Origin of the sequence: Bradyrhizobium vignae (genome assembly GCF_004114425.1) — a bacterium.
Classification (GTDB): domain Bacteria; phylum Pseudomonadota; class Alphaproteobacteria; order Rhizobiales; family Xanthobacteraceae; genus Bradyrhizobium; species Bradyrhizobium vignae.
The window spans coordinates 16,446-30,253 of record NZ_RDQF01000059.1; the positions used below are offsets into that span (position 1 = coordinate 16,446).

The 13,808-nt window shown below is 65.0% G+C and carries 15 protein-coding genes and 1 tRNA gene; 8 read left to right on the top strand and 8 right to left on the bottom strand.

Annotated elements, in window-relative coordinates; translation table 11 throughout:
• Positions 1-128: 128 nt before the first annotated feature.
• Both EAV90_RS32640 and EAV90_RS32645 read right to left on the bottom strand, forming a co-directional pair.
• Complete coding sequence (locus EAV90_RS32640) at positions 129-659, bottom strand: gamma carbonic anhydrase family protein (protein ID WP_122402592.1); 531 nt, start codon at positions 657-659, stop codon at positions 129-131.
• A gap of 83 nt (positions 660-742) precedes the next feature.
• Entirely contained in the window at positions 743-1,072 is a 330-nt protein-coding gene (locus EAV90_RS32645; protein ID WP_027576733.1) for a DUF6949 family protein, read from the bottom strand.
• 222 nt (positions 1,073-1,294) lie between these two features.
• Here EAV90_RS32645 and EAV90_RS32650 point away from each other — a divergent pair, with 222 nt between their 5' ends.
• The gene (locus EAV90_RS32650) at positions 1,295-2,002 is read left to right on the top strand and encodes a hypothetical protein (RefSeq protein ID WP_129145784.1); all 708 of its coding nucleotides are present in this window, start codon (positions 1,295-1,297) and stop codon (positions 2,000-2,002) included.
• A gap of 311 nt (positions 2,003-2,313) precedes the next feature.
• On the opposite strand, the gene EAV90_RS32655 is transcribed toward EAV90_RS32650, so the two are convergent.
• Positions 2,314-2,532, bottom strand: coding sequence for a DUF3126 family protein (locus tag EAV90_RS32655; protein WP_007602550.1), 219 nt, complete (start codon positions 2,530-2,532; stop codon positions 2,314-2,316).
• Between the two features lie 128 nt (positions 2,533-2,660).
• Positions 2,661-3,485, bottom strand: a complete 825-nt coding sequence (cysE, locus tag EAV90_RS32660) for a serine O-acetyltransferase (RefSeq protein ID WP_122402590.1) — start codon at positions 3,483-3,485, stop codon at positions 2,661-2,663.
• 276 nt (positions 3,486-3,761) lie between these two features.
• Here cysE and EAV90_RS32665 point away from each other — a divergent pair, with 276 nt between their 5' ends.
• A complete protein-coding gene (locus EAV90_RS32665; protein ID WP_164937206.1) occupies positions 3,762-5,120 on the top strand; it encodes a hypothetical protein in 1,359 nt (452 codons plus the stop codon).
• A 311-nt stretch (positions 5,121-5,431) separates the two neighbouring features.
• On the top strand, positions 5,432-5,818 hold the full coding sequence (locus tag EAV90_RS32670; RefSeq protein ID WP_122402589.1) for a cupin domain-containing protein: 387 nt from the start codon (positions 5,432-5,434) through the stop codon (positions 5,816-5,818).
• Positions 5,819-5,972: 154 nt separating this feature from the next.
• Here the strand turns inward: EAV90_RS32670 and EAV90_RS32675 are convergent, their stop codons facing one another.
• The gene (locus tag EAV90_RS32675) at positions 5,973-6,728 is read right to left on the bottom strand and encodes an alpha/beta fold hydrolase (protein ID WP_122402588.1); all 756 of its coding nucleotides are present in this window, start codon (positions 6,726-6,728) and stop codon (positions 5,973-5,975) included.
• 166 nt (positions 6,729-6,894) lie between these two features.
• Positions 6,895-8,031, bottom strand: a complete 1,137-nt coding sequence (locus tag EAV90_RS32680; RefSeq protein WP_129145785.1) for a hypothetical protein — start codon at positions 8,029-8,031, stop codon at positions 6,895-6,897.
• Between the two features lie 307 nt (positions 8,032-8,338).
• Between EAV90_RS32680 and EAV90_RS32685 the strand changes: the two genes are divergently transcribed.
• Together EAV90_RS32685 and EAV90_RS32690 are read left to right on the top strand one after the other, a co-directional pair.
• Positions 8,339-8,584 (top strand): zinc-finger domain-containing protein, encoded by a 246-nt coding sequence (locus tag EAV90_RS32685; protein ID WP_008562814.1) that lies wholly within the window; start codon positions 8,339-8,341, stop codon positions 8,582-8,584.
• Between the two features lie 19 nt (positions 8,585-8,603).
• On the top strand, positions 8,604-9,806 hold the full coding sequence (locus EAV90_RS32690; RefSeq protein WP_129145786.1) for an FAD-dependent monooxygenase: 1,203 nt from the start codon (positions 8,604-8,606) through the stop codon (positions 9,804-9,806).
• Between the two features lie 25 nt (positions 9,807-9,831).
• Here the strand turns inward: EAV90_RS32690 and EAV90_RS32695 are convergent, their stop codons facing one another.
• Positions 9,832-10,254: a twin-arginine translocation pathway signal gene (locus EAV90_RS32695; protein ID WP_129145787.1), complete on the bottom strand. Its 423-nt coding sequence runs from the start codon at positions 10,252-10,254 to the stop codon at positions 9,832-9,834.
• A 173-nt stretch (positions 10,255-10,427) separates the two neighbouring features.
• On the opposite strand from EAV90_RS32695, the gene EAV90_RS32700 reads away from it, so the two are divergent.
• From EAV90_RS32700 to EAV90_RS39825, 3 genes are all read left to right on the top strand, one after another.
• A tRNA-Leu gene (locus EAV90_RS32700) sits at positions 10,428-10,516 on the top strand.
• Positions 10,517-10,759: 243 nt separating this feature from the next.
• Positions 10,760-12,010, top strand: coding sequence for a multidrug effflux MFS transporter (locus tag EAV90_RS32705; protein ID WP_129145788.1), 1,251 nt, complete (start codon positions 10,760-10,762; stop codon positions 12,008-12,010).
• 54 nt (positions 12,011-12,064) lie between these two features.
• Positions 12,065-12,205, top strand: a complete 141-nt coding sequence (locus tag EAV90_RS39825; RefSeq protein ID WP_164937207.1) for a hypothetical protein — start codon at positions 12,065-12,067, stop codon at positions 12,203-12,205.
• Between the two features lie 9 nt (positions 12,206-12,214).
• Here the strand turns inward: EAV90_RS39825 and EAV90_RS32710 are convergent, their stop codons facing one another.
• Positions 12,215-13,807, bottom strand: coding sequence for a glycosyltransferase family 39 protein (locus tag EAV90_RS32710; RefSeq protein WP_129145798.1), 1,593 nt, complete (start codon positions 13,805-13,807; stop codon positions 12,215-12,217).
• Position 13,808 lies beyond the last annotated feature (1 nt).

A 13,808-nucleotide genomic window follows, 5' to 3' on the forward strand; every position in this document is an offset into this window, starting at 1 on the left:
CGGTCTCGTCGTGACGGTGCAGATGCGGCACCTCGCTCTTGATCCGCGAACTGCTTCACGATTAAAGGACGCGCCGGTATTTTTACCGTACCGAGCCCTGCCTGGAGGCGGGCCGCGCCGGCACGTTCTCAGCCGATCCGCTTCAAGCCTTGCTTGAAGCGCGGACCGTTGGCGACGTAAAACCTCGCCGCACTTCCCATCTTCTGCACCTGAGCGTCGTCGAGCGTGCGGATCACGCGCGCCGGCGAGCCGATGATCAGCGAGCGCTCGGGGAACTCCTTGCCCTCGGTGATGACGGAGCCGGCGCCGACGATGCTGTTGCGGCCGATCCTTGCCCCGTTCATCACGATCGAGCCCATGCCGATCAGCGCGCCCTCCTCGATGGTGCAGCCGTGCAGGATGACGTTGTGGCCGACCGTGCAGTTCCTGCCGATGACAAGCGGAAAGCCGAGATCGGTGTGGCAGGTCGAGCCGTCCTGCACGTTGGCGCCCTCGCCGATCTCGATCCACTCATTGTCGCCGCGCAGCACCGCGCCGAACCAGACGCTCGCGCCCGGCTTCAGGCGCACCCGGCCGATCACGGTGGCGGTCTCGGCGATGAAATAATTGCCGTCGGCGGGAAGGTCGGGCGCCTGCCCATCGAGCTCGTAGATCGCCATGGAGGTCTCCTGTCGCGTTGACCACTGGCATAGCCAAACGGCAGCCTGGACGCAAAGGGCCGGCCGCGATCAAGACGCGGGCATCAGACCAGGAGGCCGGCCGCGCGCAGCGTCATCAGAAAGAAGGTGCCGCTCATCATGCTCCAGAACCCGGCGATGAGGGTCGCCATCATCACGAATTCGACGCGGCGGCTTTCCACGCGCATGCCGCGCAGCGTGTTGCGCATGATGATGAAGGGCGCGGCGAACACCAGGAACGGAACCGCCGCAAAGGTTTTCGGCGCCACACCGTCCTGCAACAGGCCGAAGCCGGCGGGCCGCTGCGCGAGCGCCTGGTATCCGTTCACGAGCGCGCCCGCGAGCGCAAAACCGATGCAGATCGAGAAGAAAGTGTTGAGAGCTTCAGGTGTCATCGGAACGGTCCGCCCTTACGCAACGCGAGGTGCCATCCTGTGACAAAAAGTGCCGGTTAACGCTACATTATCCTTAAGGGAAGGTTAACGCGATCGGCCGGTCCGCGCAGAGCCGTCCCCGCTTCCCGCAGCCGCGAACGCTGCGCGAACTCGCCGTCGCGTGGCATATTCGGCGCTGATTCGTCGGCCATCGGCCGACCTCCGGCTCGACTTGCGCAATTCATGACGGTGTTCTCGGCAGCTCCCCTCAGGTCCCCCCGCACGCGCACCCGGGCGCATGTCGTCCCCATCGCGCTCGCCGGCACTGCCGCGGCATGCGCGGTCGCGCTCGTCGCCTACCTGTTGTGGCCGACCTGGGGCAGCCGGGGCGCGGACGCCCCGGACAAGCTGCCGGTGAGCGTCGGCGGCACGCTGTTCAACCTGCCGGTGACCGCGATCCGCATGAAGATCCAGCGGCACTCGGGGCCGCAGGAACGCATCGATCTCGACTTCCTCTACCCCTCGCTGGAGCCGCCCGGCGCGCCCAGGCACGTCACCGCCGACACGGCGGAAGCGGCGGTGCAATCGATCGACCGCATCTTCCTGTCGATCGCGGCCCATCACGAGGCGCTCTCGCCCGAGCAGCGAACCGCAACGATCTATCCGCGCTATCTCGACCAGGCCGCGGCGATGCCTGTGGACGGCCTGACGATGCGGATGTTCCGCACCGACACGCCCTACGGCAGCGAGGACCTCTATTCCGCTGCAAGCCCCGTGCTGACGGCGCGCTGTACCCGCGATGCGGCCACCCCGGGCATGTGCCTCTCGGAGCGCCGCGTCGGCGGCGCCGACCTCACCTTCCGCTTTCCCCGCAGCTGGCTGTCGCAATGGCGCGACGTGGCGGAGGCGATGGACAGGCTGACGGCGCAGTTGCGCGGGCCACGGGGCTGAGCGGGGGCCTTCCAAAACAAAAAGTTCGAAAACAACCCCATGCACAGTAGCCAAGTGCCTGGCACGACTTCGTATTTTTCGAACAAGACTTGATCCGTCGGGCAAAACGGGAGCATGATGCCATCATGCGCTTCCTGAAGCCGCCGGGGTTGGCTCTAACAGACACGTGCGCGAACTATGCAGCGCATCGATCGCGACATTCGCCTCTTTGAAGAGATCAAGCGCGCTCATGGGCGTTGCAGCGCGTCCGGGACACGATAGCGCCGCACACGGCAAAGGTTTCTTCGCCCGCAACGGCGGCGTAGCGACAACTACTCCTGATCGACGAGATCGTCCTCGAGGATCGCCATCTGGAACTGGAACGAACGATCGTCGTCCTCGTCGTCGACGAACAGCACGCCGATGAATTCCTCGCCGATATAGACTTCGGCGGAATCGTCCTTCTTCGGCCGCGGCACGACGCGAATCTTGGGATTGCCGAATACGCGCTTCAGATACGCGTCGAGCTTTCTCACTTCCTTGACGTCCACGGCAGTCTCCAATCGAAAATGGGCTGGCGGGGTTTACGACGAGACGCGGCGAACCGCCAGCATGAATTGCCAAAGAAATTTGGGACGGAAAGGGCCGGAAAACCGGCCCCGTTCCGGTCGAGCGGAGATTAAAGTCCCATGGCGTTGATCATTTGATCCATCGTGCGCGACGGCTCGGCGCAGCCGGCTTCGCCGACGATCTTGGCGGGCACACCTGCAACCGTGACGTTGTGCGGCACCGGCTTGACCACGACCGAGCCGGCAGCGATGCGGGCGCAATGGCCGATCTCGATATTGCCGAGGATCTTCGCGCCGGCGCCGATCAAGACGCCATGGCGGATCTTGGGATGACGGTCCTCGTTCTCCTTGCCGGTGCCGCCGAGGGTGACGCCGTGCAGGATCGAGACGTCATCTTCGATGACGGCCGTCTCGCCGCAGACGAAACCGGTGGCGTGGTCGAGGAAGATGCCGCGGCCGATGCGCGCGGCGGGATTGATGTCGGTCTGGAACACCGCCGACGATCGGCTCTGAAGGTAGTATGCGAAATCCTTGCGGCCCTTGAGATAGAGCCAGTGCGCGAGGCGATGGGTCTGGATGGCGTGAAAGCCCTTGAAGTAGAGCAAGGGATCGATGAAGCGCGAGGTTGCGGGATCGCGGTCGTAGACGGCAACGAGATCGGCGCGGAAGGCGTTTCCGATATCAGGGTCGTCGCGCAGCGCCTCGATATAAGCCTGGCGCACGAGGTCGCCCGACAGTGCGGAGTGATCGAGCCGGTCGGCGACGCGGTGGACCACCGAATCTTCCAGGCGGCCATGATGCAGCACCGCCGAATAGATGAAGGTCGCAAGCTCCGGCTCGCGACGGACGATGTCCTCCGCTTCGCTCCGGATCCGGTCCCAGATCGGATCGAGCGATGCGAGCTTTCCTCCCGGATTGACCTGATGCACTGCCATGGAAATTTGCTCTCTCGAATGGGCTTCTTTTGCGGGCTGTATAGCACAGTCTAGGCGACAAAGTCCTGACGGGCTTGCCTGAGAGTGAACAGCACCTCGCACCACGGGGGCACGCCAAGGCTTTGAAACACAACAGTTTCTTCTGACGCCCCGAAGTGCAAGGTCGGCTCAAAGTGGTCAGAGTTTTGCCAAATTCAAGCGGGGCGGCGTCAAACTATTGGTGAATTCTCTCTGAGCCTTTATTGCGGTCATGTCCGAGCGAGGACGGGAGCGGATTTGAGCATCACCACCGAACAATTGCGCGCGCGCGCCGCTGATACGTTTTGGCTGCGGCTGGCAGCGGTGGCCCTGCCCCTCCTGATGATCGCGCCGGCGGTCTGGAACGGCTATCCGCTGTTGCAATGGGATACCGGCGGTTATCTGGCGCGCTGGTATGAGGGCTATCTCGTGCCCAGCCGCTCCACGGTGTTCGGCCTCTATCTGCATTATGGCGAGGGTTTCGGCTTCTGGATCAATCTCGCCGTCCAGTCCCTGGCGACGCTGTGGCTGCTGCAGCTGACACTTCGTGTCCTCTCGATGATGCAGACCTTCCGCTTCGTCGCGATCAGCCTCGGCCTGATCCTGTCGACCGCGCTGCCCTGGCTTGCGAGCATGCTGCTGACCGACATCTTTGCCGGGCTCTCGGTCCTGTCGCTGTTCCTGCTGGTCGTCGGCGCCGGCAGGACATCGACGCAGGAAAAGGTCGCGCTGTTCGCCTTCACCTCCTTTGCCGCGGCGACCCACAGCGCCACGCTCGGCGTGCTGCTCGGCCTGTGCGTCGCCGGATTGATGGTGCGGCCGTTCATGGGCAAACGCCTGCCGCTTGCCGGATTAGCGCAGGCGAGCCTCTCCATCGTTGCCGGCGGCCTGATGCTGGTGTCGGCCAATTACGCACTGTCCGGCAAGCTGGCCTGGACTCCCGGCGGTTACGGCGTCGCCTTCGGCCGCATGATGCAGGACGGCATCGTCGCACAATATCTCAACGACCATTGCCTGCGCGAACGTTACAAGCTCTGCCCCTATCGCAACGAGCTCCCGGCGACCGCCGATGAGTTCCTGTGGGGCAAGAGCATGTTCAACACGCTCGGCCGGTTCGATGGGCTCAACGAGGAGATGGGCTACATCGTCGTGCATTCGCTCGCGGACTATCCGGCCTGGCAGGCCGGCGCGGCGTTGCGCGCGATGGGCCAGCAATTGCTGCATGTGGCGACCGGCGAAGGCATCAATGGCTGGATCCCGCACACCTACGGCATCATCGAGCGCTACATCCCCGCGCAGGTCGCTCCGATGCGGGCGGCGCGGCAGCAGCACTGGGACATCAACTTCGATGACGTCAACCGGCTGCATGTCCCCGTCGCGCTGGCCTCGATGCTGGCGCTGGTTCTGCTGCTCGCAGATGCGCTGGCGAAACGCCGGCTGGACGATCTGACGCTGCTGGCGGCGACGGTGACGCTGGCGCTACTCGGCAACGCGTTCATCTGCGGCGTGATCTCCGACCCGCACGACCGCTACGGCGCGCGGATGGTGTGGGTGGCGACGTTCGTGGTGCTGACGGCCGCGGCGCGGCGGCTGGGCGAGGACGTCAAAGCGCGATGAGATTGGGATGACGAGTCATCGCGCTTGGTTTCGTCCGAGCAGCGATCGCTTTTGACTTGGCGTTCAGCAGCCTATCCGCCTCGGCAAAGAACGAGAGTCCAATGACAGCCCGTGGCGAACTCCAGGCGCTCTTGCACGTTTGCTCGTAACTCGCTGCTGACATCCCCTATTTTCTGCGCGACCTCCCTGAGGGAGTGGGGAGGGAGCGGACGTGGTGCAACGCACAGAAAATCAATCTTGAGTCGCGGCCGCTGATCGGGCTTAATTTTCGCGATCTGCGATTTCCGCCGATCGGAAAACGGGGAATTGCGATGAAGATGATAATCGGACTGCTGTTTGCATTTCTTTTGGCCGTACCCGCTAAGGCGCAGGACTCTCCATTCCGTAAGGAGCTGAAGCGCGCTGATCTCTCAGGCACAAACATGGAAGTCATCACCAGCATTTCTGAGATCAAACCGGGTGACGTCTCAACCCTCCACATTCACCACGGAGAGGAGTCATTCTACGTCTTAGAGGGCGGCACGATCGAACTTCCCGATGGGAAGCAAGTGCCGTTCCCAACCGGTATAGCTGCCGTCAACGTCCGCGAAGTGCCCCACGGAGCCTTCAAGGTCGTCGGCGACAAAACCGTGAAGCTTCTCACGGTGCATATCGTCGACAAAGGTAAGCCTCTCTACGACAAACCTCCTGCGAAATAGATCGACCCGCGGGAGACCGCATTGTGCGGGCGGTCTCTCCGCTCCCCTGAGAGGAGTCAGGGCGAGTGAACGTCGGCTTTTGGCCCTTTGCGAGTGGATGGCCCCTTGTGATGGGACATTTCAGGACAACCCGACCGCCTCAGACAGCATTGCCTCAGCCGCGCCGTGACAGGAAATCCAGCACGCCGATCTTGTAGACCTTGTCGCCGACCGCACGCATGTGATCGCGATTGGGAATATCGAGCACTTCCGAACCAGGGATGATCGCGCCGAGCGCGCTGGCACTTCCTGCGACGTCGTCGGCGCTGCCGACCGCGATCAGCACCGGCACCTCGATCCGCGCGGCCTCGTCCCTGGTCATGAGCTCGCGCGTGCCGCGCAGGCAGGCGGCGAGCGCACGGCGATCGGAGCGCGTCTGATCGGCAAAAGCGCGAAAGGTGCGGCCGACGGGATCGGTGACGTCGTCGAGCGAGGGTGCTTCCAGCGCCTTGGCGACGTTCTCGCCGGGTCCGGTGCCCTCGATCAGGCCGCCGATGCCGATGCCGCCGAGGATCGCCGAGCGCAGGCGCTGCGGCTCGTTGAGGGAGAGCCACGCCGTCATCCGCCCGCCCATCGAATAGCCCATGATGTCGGCCTGCGGAATGGCGAGGTGGTCCATCAGCGCGAGCACGTCGCCGGCCATCGCGGGAATCGAGTACTGCCCGGGCTCGTAGAGCTTTGCGCTTTCGCCGTGGCCGCGATTGTCGAGCGCAATCACGCGGCGGCCGTTCTTGCGCAGCTCCGAAACCCAGGTCGGATAGACCCAGTTCACGTTCTTGCTGGAGGCAAAACCGTGCACCAGGATGATCGGATCGCCCTCGCCTTCATCGAGATAGGCAATTTCAACGGCGCCGTTGTGGAAGCTCGGCATCAATCAGTTCCGGAGGTTTCGAGGGGGAAAGCTCGATCTTAGAGCATGATCCGGAAAAGTGTGCAGCGGTTTTTCCTCGCGGCAAACGCGGACCGCGCTTGCGCAGAGATCATGCTCAAACAATAGCCCGGAGTGCGCCGACGATTTACCCCAATTTCGTCGCGCTTTAGGCCTCGAGAGCCGCACGTTCCAGCGCGGCTTCGGCTGCGATCTGCGCACGGCGGAGCCGCCGCGCGCGCCGGCGATCGCACCAGGCCTGGGTCAGGCGCTCGGTGGTCGCCTTGATGGAGGAGAGAAGACCGAACAGCGTCAGTGCCGCACCGAGCAGCCAGAGCGTCAGATCGAACGCGCCGCCGATCAGCAGCAGCGCGCCGCGGCCGAGCAGCTTCAGAATCGCGCGGGTCTTGCCGCCCTGCGCTTCCGCAAGCCGCGCCGCGCGCGCGACGTCCTTCGGTCCTTCGGCGATCCGCAGCGTGTCCATCGCGCCGCGCGTGCCGGTCTTTTCGGCGACGCGCGTGACATCCTTGCCGAGCCGGACCAACGCGCCGGCCTTCTCGGCCCGGAACGCGGCCTTGATCGCGCTCACGGTCTGACCCGGCCGCAGCACCGAGCCTGATGCCACCGCGTTCCGGAGCGCCGGCGTGTCGACGACCTCGCGCGCAGACCGGCCGGCCCATGCGGCGAGCCCCTCGCCGAGCCGTCCGACCTTCCGCGCATCCTTCACCAGCGTCAGTCCGGCGCGCACCGGCGCGGCACCGCCGACGGACACGTAGGTTGCCGCCGTCACCGCAAGGCCGGCCGCCGCAAGGGAGAGCACGAGGCGGTCGGTGTCCTCGCCCATGGCCAGATGCTTGCCCTCGCGCACCACGTCCCTGACGTCGCCGATCACGAACAGATCGCCGGCCACCGTTCCCGACAGGCTCGCGACATCGTCCGCGTTGCCGGTGACGAGACCGGTGGCGAAGCGCTTGGCGAAATGCGCGGTGGAATTCGCCGATTTCACGGCGTCCTCGACGCGGCTCAGGAGGTCGTCGGGGAGCGCGATGTTGCGGTCACGCGCCAGCGCGACGAAACTGTCGGCGAGATCGGCATCGCCTGATGCAAGCGCGGCCTCGATATTGTCCTGGACCAGGCGGTCGTTCTGCCTCAGCAGTGCACCGAGCTTCAGCTCGGAGAGCGCGGCCGGATCATCCTGGGCAGAGAGAATCGCGCCTGCCTCACGGGCGTGCGGCGCGACCTGCGCGAGCATGAAGCTGCAAGCCGCGATACCGGTCAACGCTGTGCTGATTCGCAGCCACTTCATGCGGAAAGCCTGGACACTCTCGGATCGCTCGTGCTTGATGACTCGTCTTTCGTCACAAATTGCACGCGTCCCCAGACGTAGTGTGCCAAAATTGCGACACAACGTCCCCGACGAAAGAAGGGCTTCTCTCTGGCCTCAAGATTGTGTCGAATTTGCATGAGCAAACGAGCATGGGGCAATTGCGAAGCTTTCGGTTCCGCTGGACTAGCAATCATCTGCACCCGCCAGTATGGTCCGCGGCGCCTTAAAGATGCCGCGTCAGTCGTTGATTGTGTCTGCCGCCATTGCCACTCCAGGATGAGTTACGATGTCCGACCATGTCGTCCCGCACTTCCATAACGATGCCGGTGTCCCCGTCATCGAGATCGGCTCGCAAGAGTTCATGTGCGTCGGCGCCAATCCTCCGTTCGATCATCCGCACGTGTTCCTCGACCTCGGCAACGACAACGAAATCATCTGCCCCTACTGCTCGACGCTGTACCGCTTCGCGGCCGACCTGAAGCCGGGCGAAGCCCGCCCGCCGGAATGCGTCCTGAAGGACAAGGTGGCCTGACCGCCTCCGTCGGTCTGGGGTGGCGCTCTCCCGAACGATTGTCATCGCCGGCGCCGGCATGGGTGGCCTGACGGCCGCGCTTGCGCTCGCCGCCCGCGGCTTCCGCATCGTCGTGCTGGAAAAGGCCGAGCGCCTCGAGGAAGTCGGCGCCGGCCTGCAACTTTCCCCCAATGCCAGCCGCGTGCTGGTCGAGCTCGGCCTCACCGACCGCCTCAAGTTGCGCGCGGTGATCCCCGAGGCGGTCTCGATCATGAGCGCGCGCGCCGGCGGCGAGCTGCTGCGCATGCCGCTCGGTGAAGCGGCTTCCGCGCGGGCCGGCGCCCCCTACTGGGTGGTGCACCGTGCCGACCTGCAATCGGCACTCGCCGGCGCTGTTGCCGATCATCCCGATATCGACCTGAAGCTGGGTGCGGTCTTCGAGGACGTCGCGCCCCACGCCAAGGGACTGACCGTCGTCCACCGCAGCGGCACGATCCGCCGCAGCGATCTTGCCAGCGCCCTGATCGGCGCCGACGGCATCTGGTCGACGGTACGCCAGCATCTGTTTCCTGAGGTGCAGCCGCGCTTCTCCGGGTTGATCGCCTGGCGCGGCACGCTCGAGGCCACGCAGCTGCCCAAGGAGTATACCGCACGCCGGGTGCAGCTCTGGATGGGGGCGAACGCTCATCTGGTCGCCTATCCGATCGCAGGCGGACGCCAGATCAACGTGGTCGCGGTGCTGCCCGGCACCTGGAACCGGCCGGGCTGGAGCACGCCCGGCGATCCGCGCGAGGTGATGGACGCGTTCGCCGCGCCACGCTGGCCGCCGGCGGCGCGGATGATGCTCGCCCCGGTCGACAGCTGGCGGAAATGGGCGCTGTTCGGCCTGCCCGACGGTTGCCCCTGGAGCAAAGGCCCGGTGGCGCTGCTCGGCGATGCCGTGCATGCGATGCTGCCTTTTGCAGCCCAAGGCGCCGGCATGGCGATCGAGGATGCCGCCGTGCTGGCGCGGCTTTTGAGCCTCGAGGCCGCCGAGAGCACCGCGGGCATCACCGCCGCGCTCAAGCAATATGGAGCTGCGCGCCGGGCCCGCGTGCGGCGGGTGCAGCGGACCGCACGGCAGCAGGGCCGGATCTATCACTTCAGTGGGCCGCTCGCGTTCGCACGCGATCTGGCGATCCGCGCGCTCGGCCCGGAGCGCATGTTGGCGCGGCAGGATTGGATCTACAACTGGCGGCCTTGATGCGAAGCGCCGCTGGCGCGATGCGTCAACGGGCCGCTTTCCCGGATTTCGATGCCGGCTTGGCGGTGGCTGCGGGCGACGTCGCAGGCAGTGTCGCCTCAGGCGGCGTCTCCCGGCACTTGTTGCGGCGCCAGGCGTCCTCGGCCAATTGCGCCTGCCCGCGCACCGCGACGTAGTCGTTGCGATAAGCGAGCTCGGACACGACGGCCCCGCCGGCCCCGGTCTGCGCCTTGTCCATCAGTCTCTGCAAATCGGCGGTGCGATTGGCGAGATTCTTGCGCTCGGTCTCGAGCTGCTTGCAATCGTACAATTCGTATTTGGCGGGATCGGCAAAGGCTGGTGCGATCGTCTCGCTCATGCCGGCGCAGCCGGACAGCGCGACGCCAGCTGCGAGCAGCGCGATGAGCGCGCAAAAGCCGCGCAGCGAAGAGCAAGACGAAACAGCCATGCCGGATGAATAGCCCCCGTGGATTGAGAATGCCTAAAGCAGCTACAGATGTCCGGATTGAGGCTTTGCCTTGTGCGCCCGGCTCGCTTAAGGAAGAACCGTCCCCTCGGCTATGCACCGCGCCAATTCCAGACGGCCGGGATGGACTTAAATATTTGATCTCGTTGGATCAAGCGGGCATGGCGGAATTGGTAGACGCAAGGGACTTAAAATCCCTCGGTGCGCAAGCGCTGTGCCGGTTCGACCCCGGCTGCCCGCACCACGAGAGCTGACGGTCCCACCTCGGCAAGAAATACAGCACTGTCAGAACGGGACAGAGGACCAGCTCGAAGGCCTTCACGATGCCGAGTAACCCGGCCTGAGGCACGAGCGAAAACCATCATCCTTGCAGGCTCCCTCACCGGTTTTTGACCGCCCCTGCCCCGCCTGCCAGCCATCCCGAAACATGGGTTGTGCGACGCAGCATCAGCGCTAGATAAGTCGCTCGATTGCAGGGGTGAGTTTCTTGTCTGACGTCAATGCCGACGATTGGGTGTCCTCCGGACACCGCCCGATGGGTTTTCCAGAATTCGTCATCGTGATCGCGTCCATCATGGCGCTCAATCCGCTCGCGATGGACATGATGCTGCCAGCGCTGCCCAATATCGGCACCGCCTTCAAGATTCCCGTCGCGAACCATCTCCAGCTGGTGCTGTCGACTTTCCTGATCGGCTTCGGCGCCGGCCAGTTCGTCATGGGTCCCCTGTCGGACCGTTTCGGACGCCGGCCGGTGCTGCTCGGCGGCATGGCGGTCTATGCGGTGGCGAGCGTGCTGGCGGTCGCGGCGCCCTCGTTCGAGACGCTGCTGCTGGCGCGTGCGCTGCAGGGGCTCGGCACCTCGGCGACGCGCGTGATCGCGACCTCGATCGTGCGCGACTGCTATGTCGGCCGCCGCATGGCGAGCGTGATGTCGCTCGCGATGATGGTGTTCATCGCGGTGCCCGTGGTCGCCCCCTCGTTCGGACAGGCGGTGCTGCTGGTGACGGCGTGGCGCGGCATCTTCGTGGTGCTGATGCTCTATGGCCTGCTCGCGCTCGCATGGTGCGTGCTGCGGCTGCCTGAAACCCTTCCCGAGTCCGAGCGCAGGTCGCTGGCGCCCGCCGACGTGCTCGCAGCCTTCCGCCAGACCGTGACCCATCGCCAGACGATCGGCTATGCGACGGCGGCCGGAAGCGTGATCGGCGCACTGTTCGCTTACGTCTTCTGCGCCCAGCAGGTCTTCACCGGCATCTATCATCTCGGCCACTACTTCCCGCTCGCTTTCGCGGCGATCGCCGCCGGCACTGCCATCGCCGGCTTTCTCAATGCGAGGCTGGTCGGGCGGCTCGGCATGCGCGTGATCTCGCACGGGGCGCTGACGCTCTACGCCGTGGTGGCCGGCGTGATGCTGCTGACGGAAAGCCTCGGCGTGCTGCCGCTCGCCTTGTTCATGGCGCTCTCCGCTTTGATGATGTTCTCGTTCGGCATGATGGTCGCCAACTTCACCGCGCTCGCGATGGAGCCGCAGGGACACATCGCCGGCACCGCCTCCTCGCTTTACGGCTCGATCACGACGCTGATCGGAATCGTGGTCGGCATGGCGATCGGGCAGAGCTTCGACGGCACGCTGCTGCCCTTCTCGGTCGGCTTCTTCCTGTCGACCCTCGCTGCGCTCGCGATCGTGCTGGTGGTCGAGAAGGGCCGATTGTTCAGGCCGCATCATCGTCCCGTCGGCTGAGGAACCACGCGGCGGCCTCGATGTTGTCCTGCAGCAATGCCAGAGGATGCTGCAATGGAACTGGAACACCGCGAAGAGCGCGGCGAGGTAGAACGGCAGAAGACGGAACGTTCCGAACCGCGCGCTGAGCAGGCCACGTTCACCACGCCGCTTGCGAGCGAGGGGCTCGAGCAGGTGCGCGACAGCCACTGCTGAGCACGCCGCCTATTCGGTGCCCCGCCGGCTGGCGCTGAAATCATCCGCAGCGCTGGCCGGCACCGGGCTTCCCTGCGGCAGCGCCATCAGCACGATCACGTCCCGAGACAAACCAGGCTGGCCCCACAGGGAAGCGCGCACGGTGAACTCGCGCCTGACGAAATGTCCACCGCGGGCGGACACCCATTCCATCCAGCGGCTACAATATTCCTGCCCGCGAAAACAGAGTGCGGCCCAGCCGCGGTCCAGCGTCGTCTGGTGCGGCAGACCCCAAGTGTATTGGTACTCGAACGGCCGCGCGTAATGCGGATGGTCGGGACTGTAGAACGCCGTCGCGAAGGCAAGCGCGTCGTCGCCGCTGACCGCACTCAGCGGCTCACCGGTCTGCTCGCGCCACTCGCGCGTCAACTCGCCGGCCGCCTGCGCGTAAAAGTTCCGTCCCTCTTCATAGCCGTGCTTGTTGCGATAGATGGCATGGATCGGCGCCGCGATCAGGACGGCGGCAAGCGCAGCGCCGGCAACGATCACCGTGAGGTTCACGGTGTGGAAACGCTCGATCGGATAGCTCGTGCCGCAGACCACGAGAACGGCGAACAGGAATAGCCCCTGCAAGGCCCACAGCGACGGCAGATCGGTGCCCCACACAAGCGACGTCAGCACCGGCAGCACGATCGTACCGATCGTGACGTAGAACAGTAACCGCAGGCCCGGGCTCATGGCCGCGAAGTCGGCCGGAAACTGCTTCAAGCGCGTTCCCGCGATCAGCACCCAGAGCAAGGCCGATAGGCTCATCGCGGCGGCCAACCCCAGCACAAAGTTTCTCGCCTCGCCGAGTGAGCTCGAGACGCTGCCGTTGGCATGCGCCAGTGCGTAGGTGAAGGTCGACGCGCCCGTGGTCGCGAGCCAGTAGAGGTGGGGCGACAGCGCCGCGAGCCCGACGACGACCGAGATCCATGGCGAAGCGGAGCTGAAATAGGCGCGCCGCGCCGGGTGCGCCAGCGCGGCAAACGCGAAGCTCACGACGAGAAAGATCGAATAATATTTGCCGACCATCGCCAGCGCGGTCGTGCATCCCGCCGCGATAGCCCACGGCCAGGCGCGCGTCTCGAACGCGCGCAGAAAGCACCAGGTCGCCAGCGGCCAGGTCGCCAGCAGCACCGAATTGGCATTGAAGCGCTGGGCATGAAATTGGTAGGCCGGCGTCAGCATCAGGAGCAGGAGCACCAGGATGCGCTTGTGTCCGGTCACGAACTGCCGCGAGATCAGATCGACGAAGAACAGCGCGAGCCCGGCATTGGCCATTGCCATCAATTGCAACGACCAGTCGCTGAGCGGAAACACCGAGGTCCACGCCGCCGTCACCCACCCCATCAACGGTGGATGCTTGTGATAGCCGAAGGCGAAATTGCGGCCCAGCGTCCAGGCTTCGAGCGTATCGGGATGAAGGCCGCCGCCGGGATAGGCGATAGCGAGATAGAGAGTCCAGACCACGACAAAGCAGGCGATGAGAAGCGGCACGGCCCAGCCAGCCTCGACGGCATCGAGCCAGCGCAGGAAGGGCCGGCGCCAGGGCGCCGGCGCGCGATCGGACCGTTCGGCCATC

Coding starts and splice junctions, on each gene's coding strand:
- EAV90_RS32645 (WP_027576733.1), bottom strand. CDS start 1,072: ATGACACCTGAAGCTCTCAACACTTTCTTCTCGATCTGCATCGGTTTT.
- EAV90_RS32675 (WP_122402588.1), bottom strand. CDS start 6,728: ATGCCGAGCTTCCACAACGGCGCCGTTGAAATTGCCTATCTCGATGAA.
- EAV90_RS32650 (WP_129145784.1), top strand. CDS start 1,295: ATGACGGTGTTCTCGGCAGCTCCCCTCAGGTCCCCCCGCACGCGCACC.
- EAV90_RS39825 (WP_164937207.1), top strand. CDS start 12,065: ATGGAACTGGAACACCGCGAAGAGCGCGGCGAGGTAGAACGGCAGAAG.
- EAV90_RS32670 (WP_122402589.1), top strand. CDS start 5,432: ATGAAGATGATAATCGGACTGCTGTTTGCATTTCTTTTGGCCGTACCC.
- EAV90_RS32710 (WP_129145798.1), bottom strand. CDS start 13,807: ATGGCCGAACGGTCCGATCGCGCGCCGGCGCCCTGGCGCCGGCCCTTC.
- EAV90_RS32640 (WP_122402592.1), bottom strand. CDS start 659: ATGGCGATCTACGAGCTCGATGGGCAGGCGCCCGACCTTCCCGCCGAC.
- cysE (WP_122402590.1), bottom strand. CDS start 3,485: ATGGCAGTGCATCAGGTCAATCCGGGAGGAAAGCTCGCATCGCTCGAT.
- EAV90_RS32680 (WP_129145785.1), bottom strand. CDS start 8,031: ATGAAGTGGCTGCGAATCAGCACAGCGTTGACCGGTATCGCGGCTTGC.
- EAV90_RS32685 (WP_008562814.1), top strand. CDS start 8,339: ATGTCCGACCATGTCGTCCCGCACTTCCATAACGATGCCGGTGTCCCC.
- EAV90_RS32695 (WP_129145787.1), bottom strand. CDS start 10,254: ATGGCTGTTTCGTCTTGCTCTTCGCTGCGCGGCTTTTGCGCGCTCATC.